The organism is Melioribacter sulfuriphilus, assembly GCF_051488685.1.
Classification (GTDB): Bacteria; Bacteroidota; Ignavibacteria; order Ignavibacteriales; family Melioribacteraceae; genus Melioribacter.
In genome coordinates, this window is sequence record NZ_JBPSEH010000004.1 from 220458 (window position 1) to 237636 (window position 17179).

General features: G+C 36.5%; 18 protein-coding genes. 16 read left to right on the top strand and 2 right to left on the bottom strand.

What is annotated here, in order from left to right; genetic code table 11:
- Window positions 1-77: 77 nt before the first annotated feature.
- From ACSSV9_RS07415 to ACSSV9_RS07460, 10 genes are all read left to right on the top strand, one after another.
- Entirely contained in the window at window positions 78-2267 is a 2190-nt protein-coding gene (locus tag ACSSV9_RS07415) for a RelA/SpoT family protein (RefSeq protein ID WP_437346608.1), read from the top strand.
- Window positions 2251-2697, top strand: a complete 447-nt coding sequence (gene ruvX / locus ACSSV9_RS07420) for a Holliday junction resolvase RuvX (protein WP_437346609.1) — start codon at window positions 2251-2253, stop codon at window positions 2695-2697. Before ACSSV9_RS07415 ends, ruvX begins: the two co-directional genes overlap by 17 nt.
- Window positions 2698-2757: 60 nt before the next feature.
- Window positions 2758-3039: an ethanolamine utilization microcompartment protein EutM gene (gene eutM / locus ACSSV9_RS07425; RefSeq protein ID WP_437346610.1), complete on the top strand. Its 282-nt coding sequence runs from the start codon at window positions 2758-2760 to the stop codon at window positions 3037-3039.
- Window positions 3040-3046: 7 nt separating this feature from the next.
- Window positions 3047-3643, top strand: a complete 597-nt coding sequence (locus ACSSV9_RS07430; RefSeq protein ID WP_437346611.1) for a BMC domain-containing protein — start codon at window positions 3047-3049, stop codon at window positions 3641-3643.
- Between the two features lie 62 nt (window positions 3644-3705).
- Complete coding sequence (locus ACSSV9_RS07435) at window positions 3706-4617, top strand: CdaR family protein (RefSeq protein WP_437346612.1); 912 nt, start codon at window positions 3706-3708, stop codon at window positions 4615-4617.
- Window positions 4618-4621: 4 nt separating this feature from the next.
- Window positions 4622-5245, top strand: a complete 624-nt coding sequence (gene tmk / locus ACSSV9_RS07440; protein ID WP_437346613.1) for a dTMP kinase — start codon at window positions 4622-4624, stop codon at window positions 5243-5245.
- Window positions 5242-6894 carry a S41 family peptidase gene (locus ACSSV9_RS07445; protein WP_437346614.1) on the top strand — a complete coding sequence of 551 codons (1653 nt, stop codon included), beginning with the start codon at window positions 5242-5244 and terminating at the stop codon, window positions 6892-6894. Before tmk ends, ACSSV9_RS07445 begins: the two co-directional genes overlap by 4 nt.
- Complete coding sequence (locus ACSSV9_RS07450) at window positions 6884-7738, top strand: sulfite exporter TauE/SafE family protein (protein ID WP_437346615.1); 855 nt, start codon at window positions 6884-6886, stop codon at window positions 7736-7738. The genes ACSSV9_RS07445 and ACSSV9_RS07450 overlap by 11 nt, the downstream gene beginning before the upstream one ends.
- Before the next feature lie 6 nt (window positions 7739-7744).
- A complete protein-coding gene (locus ACSSV9_RS07455; protein ID WP_437346616.1) occupies window positions 7745-8104 on the top strand; it encodes a DUF1634 domain-containing protein in 360 nt (119 codons plus the stop codon).
- Window positions 8105-8116: 12 nt separating this feature from the next.
- On the top strand, window positions 8117-8407 hold the full coding sequence (locus ACSSV9_RS07460; protein ID WP_437346617.1) for a hypothetical protein: 291 nt from the start codon (window positions 8117-8119) through the stop codon (window positions 8405-8407).
- A 240-nt stretch (window positions 8408-8647) separates the two neighbouring features.
- Here the strand turns inward: ACSSV9_RS07460 and ACSSV9_RS07465 are convergent, their stop codons facing one another.
- A complete protein-coding gene (locus ACSSV9_RS07465) occupies window positions 8648-10297 on the bottom strand; it encodes an exonuclease domain-containing protein (protein WP_437346618.1) in 1650 nt (549 codons plus the stop codon).
- Window positions 10298-10733: 436 nt separating this feature from the next.
- Here ACSSV9_RS07465 and ACSSV9_RS07470 point away from each other — a divergent pair, with 436 nt between their 5' ends.
- The 6 genes from ACSSV9_RS07470 (at window position 10734) to aroA (ending at window position 15477) form a co-directional block, all read left to right on the top strand.
- Window positions 10734-11540, top strand: a complete 807-nt coding sequence (locus tag ACSSV9_RS07470) for a TIGR00282 family metallophosphoesterase (protein ID WP_437346619.1) — start codon at window positions 10734-10736, stop codon at window positions 11538-11540.
- Between the two features lie 87 nt (window positions 11541-11627).
- Entirely contained in the window at window positions 11628-12512 is an 885-nt protein-coding gene (folD, locus tag ACSSV9_RS07475) for a bifunctional methylenetetrahydrofolate dehydrogenase/methenyltetrahydrofolate cyclohydrolase FolD (protein ID WP_437346620.1), read from the top strand.
- A gap of 214 nt (window positions 12513-12726) precedes the next feature.
- Complete coding sequence (gene deoC, locus ACSSV9_RS07480; RefSeq protein ID WP_437346673.1) at window positions 12727-13383, top strand: deoxyribose-phosphate aldolase; 657 nt, start codon at window positions 12727-12729, stop codon at window positions 13381-13383.
- Window positions 13383-13613, top strand: coding sequence for a type II toxin-antitoxin system HicB family antitoxin (locus ACSSV9_RS07485; protein WP_437346621.1), 231 nt, complete (start codon window positions 13383-13385; stop codon window positions 13611-13613). The genes deoC and ACSSV9_RS07485 overlap by 1 nt, the downstream gene beginning before the upstream one ends.
- On the top strand, window positions 13610-14200 hold the full coding sequence (locus ACSSV9_RS07490) for a TrmH family RNA methyltransferase (RefSeq protein WP_437346622.1): 591 nt from the start codon (window positions 13610-13612) through the stop codon (window positions 14198-14200). Before ACSSV9_RS07485 ends, ACSSV9_RS07490 begins: the two co-directional genes overlap by 4 nt.
- Window positions 14197-15477, top strand: coding sequence for a 3-phosphoshikimate 1-carboxyvinyltransferase (aroA, locus tag ACSSV9_RS07495; protein ID WP_437346623.1), 1281 nt, complete (start codon window positions 14197-14199; stop codon window positions 15475-15477). Before ACSSV9_RS07490 ends, aroA begins: the two co-directional genes overlap by 4 nt.
- Here aroA and bshC read toward each other — a convergent pair whose 3' ends face one another.
- Window positions 15478-17103, bottom strand: a complete 1626-nt coding sequence (bshC, locus tag ACSSV9_RS07500) for a bacillithiol biosynthesis cysteine-adding enzyme BshC (RefSeq protein ID WP_437346624.1) — start codon at window positions 17101-17103, stop codon at window positions 15478-15480. It lies immediately after the preceding gene.
- Between the last annotated feature and the right edge of the window lie 76 nt (window positions 17104-17179).

Genomic DNA, 17179 nt, shown 5'->3' on the forward strand with positions numbered 1-17179 from the left:
GCTGCAAAGGTGTATAAATTCGTGACAATTGTTTTTTTCAAATATTTTCGCTTAATTTCAATAAAAATTAGCTCAACATGGAAACGGTAATCGGTATTAAACATAAAAAAATGCTTGACGAGCTTCTTGAAGTATGCCGTAAAAATTTAAGAGTCGTTAACGAAGCTCTGATTGAAAAAGCATTTCATTTAAGCTACGAGTCGCATAAAAACGACTTCCGAGCTTCCGGTGAACCGTATTTCAATCATCCTTATGAAGTGGCAATGATTCTTGCCAGAGAAATTCCACTCGACGACATCTCAATCGTAAGCGCATTGTTACACGACGTCGTAGAAGATTCAGGAATTAATATCGAATTTATTGAAAAAGAGTTCGGGCAGGAAGTTGCCGAAATTGTCGATGGTGTAACCAAAATTGGCGGCGTGTTTAAAGAGCAGGAGATAATAAAAGCCGAAAATTACCGTAAACTTTTGCTTTCGATGGTTAAGGATGTGCGCGTCATACTTGTTAAATTTGCCGACCGCCTCCATAATATGCGAACTCTTGAATTTGTCAGTCCTCAAAAACAACGACGAATTGCAAAAGAAACGCTCGAAATCTATGCTCCTTTTGCCCATCGATTCGGTCTCGGCGCCATTAAATGGGAAATGGAAGACCTCGCTTTTAAGTATCTCAATAGAGAAGCATACGACAGTATAGCCCAAAAAATATCCGACACTCGTAAAGAAAGAGAAGCTTTCCTCAACAAAGTTATTAAACCAGTGTCCGAAAAACTGAAAGAATATAATCTAAAATTCGAAATCAGTGGACGGCCCAAACATCTTTACAGTATCTACAGAAAGATGGTTACTCAAAATCTACCATTCGAACAAATTTACGATAAACTTGCTATACGAATAATTCTGGAAAGCGACGATAAGAACAATTGTTATCTTGTGCTGGGAATTGTCAACGAACTTTTCAAACCGATACCGGATCGTTTTAAGGATTTTATTTCGATACCGAAAAAAAACAATTATCAATCGATTCATACTACTGTTATCGGTCCCGAAGGAAAACTTGTCGAAGTTCAAATTAGAACGCGCAAGATGCATGAAATTGCTGAACGAGGTGTGGCAGCGCACTGGAAATATAAAGAAAATATTACGAGTACAGATAAAGAACTCGAAGAATGGGTTAGCTGGGTAAGAGATATTTTTGAAAATGCTTCAAAAGATGAAGCTACAAAAGAAATACTTGCCAGTTTCAAACTTAATCTTTACCAGGATGAAATTTACGTTTTTACTCCAAAAGGTGAACTTAAAAGGTTGCCCATTAATTCCACTCCGGTCGATTTCGCTTATGAAATTCACAGTAACATTGGTAATCATTGTATTGGTGCCAAAGTTAACGGCAAAATTGTTCCTTTGAACACAATATTACACAGCGGCGACCAGGTTGAAATTATCACTTCCAAAAATCAACATCCCAATAAGAGCTGGCTGCAGTTCGTAAAAACTCACAAAGCAAAAAGTCACATTCGCAAATATTTAAATAAAGAAGAAGAGCGATTAATTGAAAACGGTAAAGATATATTCGAGAAGAAAGTAAAAAAATATAAACTTACCTTAACCCCTGACGATATTGTTAAACTTTCAAAAAAGCTGAAATTTGAAAATGTAAAAAGTTTTTATAAAGCTATTGCTTCGAACCATATTGACCTCGACCATTTATTGAATACAGCTCTAAATTTACAAACACAAGAAAGCCAGAAAGAAAGCAGTGAACTTGAATTCGATCGTTTTGTAGACATGGCGCGTCATACTGCCGGTGGTGTGGTGGTTGAAGGCGAGCAGAAAGGACTGTCAATAAGTTATGCAAAATGTTGCAACCCAATACCTGGCGATCCAATAATTGGTTATGTGACCATCGGCGAAGGAATTAAAGTTCATCGTAAAGATTGTAAGAATCTCATCAATATGTTAAAAAACAACGAAGAGAGAGTTGTACCTGTTAACTGGCCCAAAACTGATGGTTCTTACTTTGTGGCAGGCATTATTATTAAGGGCGAAGATATGCCCGGTGTACTGAAAGATATTTCCAACAGCATTACTACTTTTGAAAACACAAATATAAAATCTGTCAATTTTACCACTGCGGATTCAATGTTTAAAGGTACTATAACAGTTTATGTAAAGGATCTTAATCACCTTAATAAATTGATTGAACGACTCAAAAAAAATAAGGGCGTCTACTCTGTTGAGCGGTTCGATGCCGAAAATCAATGATATGTCTGTAACAGAATCCCGTATATTGTCGCTCGATTACGGCGAAAAACGTGTGGGTGTGGCTGTAACAGATCCGCTGAATATCTTTGCCTATCCCGTTACTACTCTCGACAACGATGCCAATTTGATCACCAACATATTGAAACTGATCGACGAATATAACGTAACAAAAATTATTATCGGTAATCCACTGAAAGAAAGCGGGGAAGAATCTAAAGTCTCGCTAATAGTAAAAGATTTTTCTCAGAAACTTCAAAATGCATGCGGTATTGAAATTGAATTCGTAGACGAAAGATACACATCGCACATTGCACAAAGGAGAATAATCGAAAGCGTGCCTACGAAGAAAAAGAGGAGAGATAAAGGTCTGATCGATAAAAATGCCGCAGCAATTCTGCTTGAAGATTATCTCCGGAAAAAATCAAATTGACATTTTTAGTTATATAAGCTATTTTGACATCAAAATTTAAACACAATATGGAGCCCTCATATGACACTTGATGCACTTGGCATGATCGAAACCAAAGGATTGGTAGGAGCCATCGAGGCAGCAGATGCAATGGTCAAAGCTGCTAAAGTGGAATTAATCGGGAAAGAAACCATTGGCGGCGGCTATGTAACCGTTATGGTTCGTGGTGATGTTGGAGCCGTCAAAGCTGCTACAGACGCTGGTGCTGCAGCTGCACAACGTGTTGGTGAATTGGTTTCTGTTCACGTTATTCCTCGTCCTCATACAGATGTTGAATTGATCCTTCCCAAACGTCCAAAGTAATTGAAAGATGCAACTGGCTTTAGGATTAATTGAAACCAGGGGCTTGGTAGCAGCAATCGAAGCTGCCGATGCTATACTCAAGGCAGCTAATGTAAAATTACTCCGTAAAGAAAAAGTAAAAGCCGGACTTGTTACAATAGAAATTATTGGGGAAGTTGCTGCTGTTAAAGCCGCCGTAGATGCAGGAGCAGCCGCAGCACAACGTGTAGGAGAGTTAGTATCGGTTCATGTAATCCCAAGGCCAGATGAGCAAATCGACAAATTGTTAATACCCGATCACGAAAATAAAATCGAAAAGCAAAGAAATAATACCGAACAACCAATCCAGGAAAATTCCGAAGAGCCAAATAAAATTGATAATCACCTGGCATCGCTAAAGCATGAGGCAATAAAAGAACTTGAGAACGAGGAATTGGAAGAAGACAATTTCTTCAGTAGCGGCGAGATAACAGTGGTTCCACCACTCGAAGAATTATCTAAATTAAATGTACATAAGCTCAGAAGGTTAGCTCGTGCTTTCCCGAATTTTCCTATAAAAGGGAGAGAAATTTCGAAAGCCAATAGGGAAACTCTTATTGAATTGTTTGATAGCCTCAGAAGCTAACTGTAGTCTCAAAATTATTTATGTAAAAGGCTTTTGATAAAGCCTTTTTTTATATTTAAACCATGAAGAATAGACTTTTACCGATTATTTCCGTAATAATTATTTCAATTGTGCTATGGGGTTCCATCGCCCTATCGGAAGATTATGTCTGCACTATTAATGCTTCAATTGAATTTTTAAAACATTCACAAAAACATGCACCTGTGTTACTTTCAAATAAATCCGTCTACATTCGTTTAAAAGGCAAAGGATGGGAACTGGCTAAAGTCTGCTTGAGCGGCGAACATAAATTCTATGTTTCATCCCCTAACAACAGAGGGAGGCACACGATTAATCTGAAAAATGAATTTGAAAACAATCCGTGGATCGGTTCTGCTGTCTCGGTAGTTGAAATAATTCCTTCTGAAATTAGACTGAGAATTGATGATCGAGTGACGAAAAAAGTGCCTATTGAGAAAAATCTCAAATTAAATTTTGCTCCTGGTTTCGGGCTTGCCTCAGAGATAATTCTTATACCGGATTCGGTTATAATCTCGGGACCTAAGTCGATTCTGAGGAATATTGAATCTGTAAAAACAGATTCGATTAAATTTGATAATGTAAATGAATCCTTAGAAGGCGAAGTTAAACTGCTTCAAAATAAGGGCGTTGACTACTCTATAGATAAATGCAGTTTTAAAGTCGATGTGGAAAAAATAATTGAGCTTGAATTAAAAGAAATTCCAGTGAAGGTTATCAATACTCCACCTGACAAAGAGTTGTTGGTATTTCCTGTAAAAGTTAGTGTGATATTGAGAGGCGGACTTAATAAGCTCGGGCAACTATCAAAAGAAAACATCATGGTATTTGCCGATTACAGAGATGCAATCAGAGATGATGAAGAAATGATTACTCCACGTGTCGTTATTCCGAAGTATATGGAGTTAGTTGGTACATCCCCGTCTAAATTAAAATATATTATCAGAGAGAGATAATTTTATGTTCATTACTTTCGAAGGTCTTGACTTTTGTGGCAAGTCAACTCAAGTTAAATTGTTAAAAAAATATCTGGAAAATAAAAAAGAAAAAGTACTGGTAATAAGAGAACCCGGTGGTACAGAAATATCCGAGAGCATCCGTTCCATTCTTCTCGATAAAAAGAACAGTGGAATGTTCGATGAAACTGAATTATTACTTTTTTCAGCAAGCAGGGCTCAATTGGTAAAAGAAAAAATTTTACCAGCTCTCGAAAATAATATCTGGGTAATATCGGATCGATTTCACGATTCCACAATTGCCTACCAATCATACGGTCGAGGTTTGCCCCGAACTTTTGTCGAAAAATTACAGAGTTTTGTCATCGGAAAAGCAGTGCCGAATTTTACTTTTTTTATCGATTTACCAATCGACGAGGTTTTCAAAAGAATGTCAGTTGTAAAAAAACACGAACTCGACAGAATCGAAACTTCACGAAGAGAATTTTATGAAAATGTGAGAAAAGGTTATCTTCGACTTTCCAATAAAGAAAAGCGATTTAAAAAGATTGACGGAACACTTTCAATTGAAGAGATACACAAAATAATCGTTGAAGAAATTGAAAAGAATATTCGGGTAGAAGCATGAAGACTAAACGACAGTTATTCTTTGTTTTGTTAATTGCATTTTTGTTCAGCGGGTTTTTCCGCAGTGACAACGATATCTATTTCAAAATAAATAAAAGCATTGATATATTCGGACGAGTCTATAAAGAACTTTCTCTCAACTACGTTGATCCCATCGACCCAGAAAAATTAATGCAAGCAGGAATTGAAGGTATGCTTGAATCTCTCGACCCGTATACGAACTTTATTGATGATATTCATCAAAAAGATATCGACATTATTACTAAAGGCACTTACGGCGGTATTGGTGCAACTGTTGGACTGCGTAACGATAACATTACCATTGTTGATTTAATAGAAGGATATTCAGCACAACGTCAGGGCATGAGAATTGGAGATGTTATTATTAAAATCGATTCAGTCGAAGTATCGAAAGATAATTATGAAACTTTGAGCGAACTGCTCAAAGGCGAACCAGGCACATTCGTTACGGTTACGGTAATCAGAGAAGGCTCAAGTGAACCTATAGTGTTCAATTTGGTAAGAGAAGATATTGAAGTAAAAAATTTATCTTTTTATGGATTTTATCCGGCGAATTCAAATAATGTTTACTTGAAATTGAGTGGCTTTTCACGTACTGCAGGAGAAGAAGTAAAAAAAGCTCTAATCGAACTTGGAGAAAAAAAAGAGATTAAAAGCATCGTACTCGATTTGAGAGGTAATCCAGGTGGACTGTTAAATGCTGCAATTGAAGTTTGCGAAAAATTTTTGAAAAAGGGAGATTTGATAGTTTCTGTCGAGGGAAGGGACACATCTCAAACTAAGAAGTATTATTCGGAAGAAGAACCAATTGCTTCCAGAGTAAAAATGGCAGTGCTGATCGATCAAGGTTCAGCTTCTGCTTCCGAAATTGTTGCCGGAGCACTTCAAGATCACGACCGCGCTGTTATAATTGGTGAGAATTCATTTGGCAAAGGGCTGGTCCAAACTGTAGTTCCGCTCTCTTTTAATACTTCTCTTAAAATAACAACTGCGCGTTACTACACTCCCAGCGGACGCTCGATACAAAAAATTAACTATAGTGATCAAAAAATTCTTCTCGAAAACCGAAAAGAAAAGAACGGAACAATTTTCAAAACGGACAATAATAGAAAAGTTTATTCAGGCGGTGGAATAATGCCAGATTCGATAGTGGACAATTCAATTAAATCCGACCTTATTCAAAATTTGCTGGCTGAAGGATTGTTCTTCCGCTTCGCTACTAATTTATTCAACAACAATGTAAATGCCAATTTCGAATCGCTGTCTGATAGATATCTTATCGATAAGTTCAAGAAATATCTGTCAAATATTAATTACAAGTATGAATCTCCCTCGTTGCGTTTGATTAGAGAATTGTTAACAAAGGCTAAAACTGAAGACCTTTCCGAAAACCTTATTACTATTTTGAAAAATGAAGAAAAAAATCAACTCTCGAGAGTTGATGAACAAATTGAAAAATACAGCAGTGAAATAGCGGGATTGATTAGAGAAGAGTTACGTGCAAGAAGCAACGGAAGAGTTGCCAGGATAATTGAGTCTTTGAAACACGATACACAATTCAACACTGCGCTCTCCGTTCTGAATAACGATAAATTATACAAAAAATTATTGCACCCTCATGCTGACTGAACTATTTCTGATGTATTTGATAGCCATTGGCGCAGGTCTACTGGGAGCTCTTGTGGGAATTGGAGGAGGTATAATTGTAGTTCCTGCATTAACTCTGGTTTTTAACATTCCTGTCCATTATGCAATTGCTGCAAGCCTTATTTCAGTTATTGCAACCTCCATTGCAGGCGCAAACAGATACGTCGAGCAAGAAATAACAAATCTAAAACTGGGGATGTTTCTTGAAATTTTCACTACGGCAGGTGCACTTGTTGGAGCTTTTCTGGCGCTTATACTTCACGGCTGGATATTGAGTGTAATTTTCGGTGTGCTTGTTTTCGTTATGGCTTTTTATTCCTTTAAAAACAGAGAAGAAAAGACAATTAAGCTCGATAATAATTACAAGCTATCTAAAAAATCTTTGGTGGATTTCGAAGATACTTTTTACGACCGCGCCGAAAAAAGAACAGTTGAATATAGAGTATTAAATCCGATAAAAGGCGGATTTATATCGATGCTTGCTGGAGTCGGATCAGGTTTATTGGGTATCGGTGGGGGTATCATAAAAGTATCTGTTATGAATAGTTATATGAAAGTGCCAATGAAAGTAGCAGTGGCCACCAGTAAATTTATGATTGGAATTACGGCTTCGGCAAGCGCGGTTTTGTATTTCCTGAACGGTGCAGTTAACTCATTTATCGTTGCTCCAGTTGCGCTCGGCACAATTACAGGAGCTACACTCGGAAGTATGGTTATGAATCGTATTCAGACAAAATATATCAAAATTCTCTTTATAGTTGTTGCCGGGTATTTATCTGTAAGAATGATAATACGCGGCCTGGCTACCGGTTTTAATTTGATGTGATGGCTTATGAATTTAAAAAAGTATATCTCAGGTGTATTATCAATCGGAATTTATACTACCGTTTTCTTTTATCTATGCGGAATTATAATTGTCGTTATAAAAGGTGATGCCAAAGATTTCTTCTCAGTAGCTAACATCGTTTCCTTAAAAGATTTTTTTACGAGATTTTTTGCTCTGGATCCAGCACCTTTTTTCTATCTCGGCACGTTGGTGCTGATATTAACTCCTATTATGAGGGTTCTCTTTTCATGTTATTATTTTTACAAAATAAAAGACACAAAATTTTTCTTTATTACAATTGCTGTAGTTCTTATATTAGTTCTGAGCGTTTCTATAGGGCTATTTTTTTCATTAAATCTCGGTTAAAAGGGGGTAGATTTGAAGTACTACAAAATTTTTATCAGCAAAGATCCGCAGTATTCCCGCTGTCCAAAATGTAATGCTGAATTTACACTGCATCGCTCAAGAGCCAGAAATATGATTGAACAGATCATTAAAAAGATAACCTATTTTAAAATTTATCGTTGCCGTCAATGTGGATGGAGGGGCTATTTATCCACTATAGTAATTACGTCCGAATCGTTTAAGGCAATTCTGGTTTATAGCTTTTTGATACTGTTTACAGCTTATGTGGTGAAAATTTTAATTGGAAGATTTGTTGCTAATTAATTAGTCTTTTCTCATCGATATTAAAGATTGGCTCAAATAAATTCTTCGCCAATCAATTCTGTTTTCGCAATTCTTATGCATAACTCCATAATGAAAAATTGATACTTTAATGTATCTATCTACTATTTTGCCTCTATGGATATTGTTAATAAATATTTTACTAATTGTGTAAAATTCCTTATTCAAATTCAGAACGTTTTAGAAATTTTTAACGTTGCGTTTTTCCATTCTAAACTGGACTTAATCGCGCGCGGGAAAAAATAATTTAGAAGCTAATTCATTATACGAATTAATCTGGTTTAGATCGTGAATCTTGATTTTCCCTCTGTTTTTTATAAGCCAGTTCAAAGTGATTTTCAGCCTTTCGAGGTCTTTCTCTTTTATTTCCTTGAACAGTTCTATAGTACCGTCAAAATAGTCTTTTAGTATTTCGTCAAAATATTTGTCAGATTCGGAAATGAAATTCCGTATTACAAGTTTACCTTCCAGTAGAAGTAAATAGTCGTTTTTTTCTATACCTGCTATTTCTATCAATGTTTTTGCTTTATTAATCGGCTCATTTAGAATTGAGGCTTTTTGTAATTGTTTCAAAATTAGATTAATTACATCACGAATTTCAGCTGCCTCTTCGAATTTTTTTTCTTCGCTTAGTGTTTTCATTTTTTGTAATAGCCTGTCGAGCGCCGACTGATTCTTTCCTCTCAAAAACTCGTCTACCAGTTCCAGTTCATTATCATATTCATTGTTGGCTGGGTTGATACATGGCGCAGTGCATCTCTTGATGTCGAACAGGTAGCATTTCCTTTTTTTTGAAAACTCTTTGTTTTTACATTCTCTGAGTCTGAAAGTTTTGTCGATTATTTCTTTTAGTAATCCGGCAATATCGCGATTTGGATAGGGCCCGTAATAATCATTTCCATCAAAATCGAATTTTGTAGTTACTTCAACAACCGGAAAGCTCTCCTGTGAAGTCACTCTTATAAAATAATTTCGGGAATATTTTTTCAATAATTTATTGTAAGCTGGTTTGTGTTCCTTAATTAGTTCAGCTTCTGCTAATAACGCAGTTAGTTCGGTATTTGTACGCAGGAAATCGATTTTGTTGGCTTTTGTAACAATTTTTTTTGTTTTACGCGGCGCATTGTTTACAAAATAATTGGACAGTCGTTTTTTTAGTGATTTGGCTTTCCCGATATAAAGAATGTCGTCCTTTGTATCTTTGAAAAAATAGATGCCAGGTGTTTCAGGAATTTTAATGTAGTCCTCAGCAAGACTTTTCTTTATGATTCTATAAGATCGGGTGGGAGCAAATTTCTGGAAGCTTATCAGCTCCGAAACTGTTTCTACATGGTGCTCTTCTATAAGCCTGTCGAACATTTTAATTAATATTTTAGCCGTTGCCAGAGCATCGCCTAATCCTGTATGAACATTTCTGTGGCGAATTTTCAAATGGCGCGTTAAGCTTCCGAGAGCTTTACTCGGCAGTTCAGGATAAATACGCTTTGCCAATTCCAGTGTGCAAATGGCCGGGTTTTCCGGCAGTTCAAGTCCAGTTTTTAAGCATTCAAATTTCAAGAAGGAATAGTCGAACTTAAGATTGTGGGCTACCAATATAGAATCCCCGAAGAATTCGACTATCTTGTTATAAATATCTTCAAAGTACGGCGCATTTGATACGTCTTCATCACTTATTCCGGTTAGTTGAGTTATATAATGCGGTATTTGTTTGCCTGGATTTATGTAAGAAGAAAATGTATTAATAATTTTTTTGTTTCTTATCTTTACAATACCGATTTCAATTGCTCTTTCGTTACGTGCCGATGCTCCAGTAGTCTCGAAGTCAAATACACAGTATTCTGCTTTGTCAAGTTTTATTTCCGTTAATTCCATGTTACATCAAAGAATAGCCTAATAGTTAATTCGTTAGTTTTATATAGTAATTTAACTAACTAAAATACACAGAGAAAATTTATATTACCATCATGTTATAAATAAGCAAAAAAATTATTATTAAGGTGAAGTATCCAGGAAGACGTTTTTTGTGATTATGGATATCTATTTGCCAACTTTAGCAATTGTAGGAATATGGTAAGGTACTTACAATCAGAGTAACTTTTTATACCGCTTTCTTGATTGCCGATATTTATAGGATGAATTTTTGTTATATACATTAATTGGGCAACTTTACTGTTATTAATTGTTTTGTTTTCAATGTTAATTAATAATTTAATTATGCTCTACTATTTCATAAAAAAATCATTGGTTATAAATGAACAATTCTTTATACTTGTTACCTTAAATACAATTTAAATTAAAAAAGAAAATTATGAATATTAATATATTGTTTATAGGAGATATAGTTGGGCAGCCCGGACTTGATATTGTTCAGATGTGGTTGCCGAGTCTTCAGAAAAAATACCGAGCAGATCTTACGATTGTAAACGGTGAAAATGCATCAGACGGAAAAGGGTGTACCGAAAAGGAAGCCAGGACACTTTTTGACCTTGGTGTTGATGTGATAACTGGCGGAAATCACACGTGGGATAAACATCAGTCACAGGAATATTTACGGAAAGATAATCGCGTAATAAGGCCTCTTAACTATCCGAAAGGAACTTACGGAAATGGTTATTACGTGGCTGAAACTAAGAAAGGAAAAGTAGCGGTTATTAATTTACAGGGCAGGGCATTTATGGCTCCTATCGACTGTCCCTTTAGAGCCAGCGAGTGGGTGCTTTCAAAACTTGAAGGTACCACAAAAGTTATAATTGTCGATTTTCATGCCGAAGCTACAGCCGAAAAACTTGCAATGGTAAATTTTCTTGATGGTAGAATATCTGCTTTGATCGGTACGCACACGCATATTCAAACTGCTGACGAAAGAATTTTTCCTAACGGCACCGGTTATATTACCGATTGCGGAATGACTGGTCCGTACGATTCCGTAATCGGTATGAAAACTGAAGCTGCTATTAATCGTTTCCTTTATCAGACTCCACAAAAATATCAGGTGGCAAATGATAATGTGCATCTGTGCGGACTGTTCTTAAAGATTGATACAATAACAGGCAAGACGGTTGAAATAGAGAGGATCCTTATCCCTGAATTTAACAAAATGGCGCCGACAAACTAAATTTTCATTTTTCTGCTTGTTATTTTTCTCTTTGAGATGAAATGAATAATTTTCGTATTAGATTTTAAATAAATCGAGTGTAATTCGATGGCCGTTATATTAGATGGTAAAAAAATAGCTTCTGAAATTAAAGCCGAACTGAGAGAAAATATTCAAAAACTGAAATCCGAAGGGAAACCTGTTCCAGGACTGGTTGCCATTTTAGTGGGCGAAAATCCTGCATCGAAAGTTTATGTGTCCTCGAAAAGCAGGGATTGCGAAGAGATAGGCATTAAATCGAAAGTAGAGTCGTTGCCCGAAAATACAACCGAAAAAGAATTGCTCGATTTAATAAAGAAATATAATAACGAGCCGGAATATCACGGTATCCTGGTTCAATTGCCTTTGCCGGATCATATCGACGAAAATCGTGTCATTGAAACCATTGATCCTTTGAAAGATGTTGACGGTTTTCACCCTCAAAATGTTGGTAATCTTGTTATTGGCAAAAACACTTTCTATCCGTGTACTCCTTACGGAATTATGGAGATATTAAGACGTTATCAGATTGAAACCCAGGGTAAACATGTCGTTGTGGTAGGAAGAAGCAATATTGTAGGGAAACCGATAGCAAACATGATGTTGCAAAAGAAAAAGGGAGCTAATTCCATTGTAACCGTGTGTCACTCAGCTGCTGAGGATCTTTCGCGTTACACAAAAGATGCAGATATTCTAATAGCTGCCATCGGAAAACCGAATTTCATTAAAGCCTCTATGGTGAAAGAAGGTGTGGTTGTAGTCGACGTAGGTATTAATAGAATTGAAGATAGTACTACAAAAGCTGGATACCGACTTGTCGGAGATGTGGACTTTGAGGAAGTATTTGATAAGGCTTCTTATATTACGCCTGTTCCAGGTGGAGTTGGATTGATGACGCGTGCAATGCTTTTGCGCAATACATTCGAAGCATACCAAAAGATAATGGGTAATTAAGATGGACTCGAATCTTCTTGATAAAATAATTTCAGAAGTACTTGTTGAAAAATCATTGCAAGAATTTTATTGCAAAGGTAATACCTGCGAAGGTTGGGAGCGTAGTGTTGTTGATCAACCAATGGCTGTAAAAAATATTATCGACAACGGAGCCGACAGAATTGCCGCAGGCATCGGAATTGGCGATAAAATTCCGGATCGGTCGATAGCAAGAATGATTGATCATACTCTCTTAAAACCTGAAGCCACACCCGACGACATAAAAAAATTGTGCGACGAAGCCAGAACTTATCATTTTGCATCAGTATGCGTTAATCCCTGTTATGTCACTTTATGTCGGGACTTGCTGCGTGATTCGGATGTAAAAGTTTGTACAGTTATTGGCTTTCCACTCGGAGCCACTACTACTGAAGTTAAAAAATTCGAAGCCGAACAAGCTTTGAAAAACGGCGCTCAGGAAATCGATATGGTAATCAATGTCGGAATGCTAAAAAAGGGTAATTATGATTACGTTTTCAATGATATTAATCAAGTAGTCCTTACGGCAAAAAAATATAACGCCGTTTGCAAAGTTATTATTGAAACCGCATTACTAACAGATGAAGAAAAAGTTAAAGCGTGCCTGATAAGCAAAGAAGCTAAAGCGGATTTTGTAAAAACATCGACAGGTTTCAGTAAAGGCGGTGCAACTGCAGGCGACGTTGCTTTGATGAAGTATGTCGTAGGATCCTCAGTCGGGGTGAAAGCCTCTGGAGGTATCAGAACGACAGAAGATGCGATGCTGATGATCAAAAGCGGCGCCGATCGAATTGGTGCAAGTGCAAGCGTCAAAATTGTCAAAGGAGAGTCGAATACAGGTGGTGGCTATTAATGGTTTTAGATCTACTTATTTTAAAAACAGACGACGGCTATACCGCTGAAATTCCTTCTATGAAAGGTTGTGAAAGCTGGGCTCATAACGAAGATGATGCAATTGAAAAGACTCTCGAATTGCTACGATTTTACCTTCAGCTAAAGCCAGATTTTAAATTCAAAATTGATAGAGCAAGGAAAGAAGGCAATAAGGTTGTTTATAAAGTAATTTTCGACAAGGTTTCATGAGAAAATTTCGTACCGAGAGTAGAATTAAAAAAATATCGGATACTATCAGAAATAGGCAGTTTTCACTGAGAGTTGTAATTGAAAATGTGCACGACCCACATAACGTTAGCGCAATTTTCAGGACATGCGATGCAGTCGGTGTTCCTAAAGTTACACTAATTTATACTGTAGAAGAATTTCCTAAAATTAGTAAAGTAACTTCTGCTTCGGCTAACAAGTGGATTGAAACGGAAAAATTCAAAAGTGTAGCTGAAGGAATTGATTCACTACATAAAGAAGGCTTCAAAGTTTTTGCCAGTAATCTCGATAAAAATGCCCGAAATTTGTACGACCTTGATTTAACTGGTAAAGTAGCGCTGGTATTTGCTAATGAACACAGAGGAATTTCTGAGGAAATGAAAAAATATGCCGATGGACAATTTTATATTCCTATGTACGGAATGATTCAAAGTTTGAATGTTTCGGTTGCTGCTGCAGTTGCGCTCTACGAAGCTCAAAGACAAAGAAAAATTAAAGGGATGTACGGTAAAAGCGAACTTACAGAAGAAGAAATTAATAAACTTATCGATAGTTGGTGCGAAAAATGATTCAGAGATTTCATAAAGTCAATAAGATTAAAGGTGAACTCCGTTTGCCCGGTGATAAATCAATTTCTCACAGAGCCGTAATGTTTGCTTCAATGGCTGAAGGCAAGTCGTTGATAAAAAATTGTTCTAATTCTGCCGATGTTAACTCCACCATCGAATGCTTCGGCAAATTGGGTGTCGATATAGAAAAAAAAGACGAATTGCTGGTTGTAAATGGAGTTGGTCTAAAAAAATTCAAAGAACCCACAACTGAATTGTATGCAGGTAATTCAGGTACAACAGCACGCTTGATGACTGGCATATTGACTGCTCAGAATTTTAAATCCGTTATCACAGGCGACAACTCGTTATCAAAACGCCCAATGAAAAGAATTATCGAACCATTACAAGAAATGGGAGCCATAATTGAAGCATCCGAAGCAGGCACTCTCCCGATTACAATTTCTCCGACGGATAATCTTCACGCAATCGAATATGAGATGAGTGTACCCAGCGCTCAGGTTAAAAGTGCAATTATTTTGTCTGCACTGCATTTAAATGATAAAACGGTAATTTACGAACCTGTTCCAACACGCAATCATACCGAAATAATGCTGGGCTTGGAAACCGAGTACGACGGCACTAAAAAAAAGATTTATGCTTCGATAAAAAATTATCCAACACCCTTTGAAATGACAGTTCCTTCAGATATTTCAACAGCGGCTTTCTTCATCGTTCTGAGTCTCCTTATTCCTGACTCGGAACTTGTAATAAGAAATGTATCGTTAAATGAAACACGTACGGGAATCCTATCCGTTTTGAAAATGATGGGTGCCAATATCTTAATTGAAAATGAATCTTTAGAGAGAGGTGAAAAAAAGGGCGACATCCGTATTCTATCGAGCGAACTTGTAAATACCGAAATTTCAAAAGAGATTATCCCGAATATAATCGATGAAATTCCAATACTATCCGTAGCCGGTATTTTCGCTGAGGGGAACTTCAGAATAAACCATGCTAAAGAATTACGTTATAAAGAATCCGACCGTATTGCAGCACTCTGTAATAATTATAAGAAGTTAGGACTTTATGTTGAAGAATTCGAAGATGGTTTTGAAGTAGGCGGAAGTATAAAGAATAAAGATGTAATTTTTGAAAGTTACGGTGATCATCGCATAGCAATGGCATTGGCTGTTCTCTCGATGAATATTAAAGAGGGAGGTAGCATAAACGAATTTGAATCGGTAGCAATTTCAAATCCCGATTTTCTGAAGCAATTAAACGAGATTGCTAAATAATTACAGCTCGAGTATTTGGTGCTCGAATTTGTTTATCGACAATTCGTTATATATCCATCTGAGTATATCAAGGCCGTACTTATTTGCGAAGTAGGCGAAATTCAGTTCTCTTTCCTGAAGATTTTCATTGGGATACAAAACGTTTTGTATTTTTTTAAGTTGCCTTATCGTTACCTCGTGCTTTCGCTTTTCGGCATCGATGGCTTTATTTTTCAAAAGATTCAGACTTTCGTTAATTCTTGCTCTGGTCTTTTCCGTCAATTCTGGCATTGTCTTTTCTACATTGCTCAAGATATTACCGAGTTCGTTTAATGCAGTGTTAATCTTATCCTGAGTATCTTCAAAGATGGCATCGATATTATTATCGCTGGTGCGGGCAATTATCTTTTCGATTAATTCTTCTTGCGGACAGAAGACCTCTTCAATTTTCAGTTGGTATTTACTCAACAGAGATCCAATATTATTTTCCAGAATTGTTGCCGATGCTCTCGGATAAATATATGGCATATTGATGTCAAAAAATTTATAGAGTGGTGTCAATTGAGCGAAATAACTAATTTCAGCAGGACCGGCAATATAAAAGCCCGTGGGTAAAAGATAATCCTGGCAGATTGATCTCAATAAAACATTAGGGCTGAATCTCTCGGGAGCAAATTCTAATTGTGAAATCATATCTTCGTAGGAAAATTTTTTCTTTCTGCCTTTTAATCTAAAACCATCCTCGAGTGGTTCGATAGAAAGTCTTTCATTTTCATCGAGGTAAAAAAGATTTACCGGTTTTACCTTAACTTGAGCATGGTAAATTTCTTCCAGCTCAGCACTGCGTTCCACTAAGGAAACGGTATGTTCTTTATAGTTGGTCAGTTCTTGCCTGAAGATAGGCGTTAATATTTTTTTCACTTCAGGGTCTGAAGGATTGAAAACGATAAGGCCGTATTCATCAAATAAACGTATAAGCAAATTTTTAAAACTTTCCAGAAAAGTTGTATCGGGTTGATAAAAAGATTTTAGCAAATCCATCAATGTCATTTTGAACTCAGATTCACGGAGCGATGCAGATAGTTCGTCCAGTAATTGCCTCAGATTTTGGTTGAAAATGATATTTCCAACGCTCCCTCTGTTAATGCTTTCATCCAGTCCATCGTTGTAGACGAGAGTCTTAAGTGAATTATCTCTGTCGAGTATATTTATTTTCCTTACTTCCTCGAAGTCGTGGTCGTCGGCCTCAAGCCAGAAAACTGGCACAAAATTAAAGCTGTCGTATTTATCATTTAAATAATTTGCCAGCTTGATGGCTGTGATCGTTTTATAAAATGTGTAAAGAGGTCCTCCGAATATTCCTAATTGCTGTCCGGTAACAATCGCTATAGTATTTGAGGAATTTAATTCTTCGATGTTGGAAAGAGTCAATTTCGATGCACGGATGTTTCTATACTGCTCTTTAATTATTGTGGTTAATTTTTCTCTGTGGGGGCGTTCGTAAGACAGAATAGAATTAAAGTGATTGTCATATCCTTGTTCATTACGAAAATTTTTACCATAAAATTTTTCTACGTTTTCGAATTCATAAAGATAGTCGAGAAATAAATTCGGATGACCGGGTATGTCCGAATAATTTATGTACATTATAGACCTCAGACTTAATGAAAAATATTTTATATTTGTCGAAGAAATAAGATACAGATTTACGATATCAAAATAA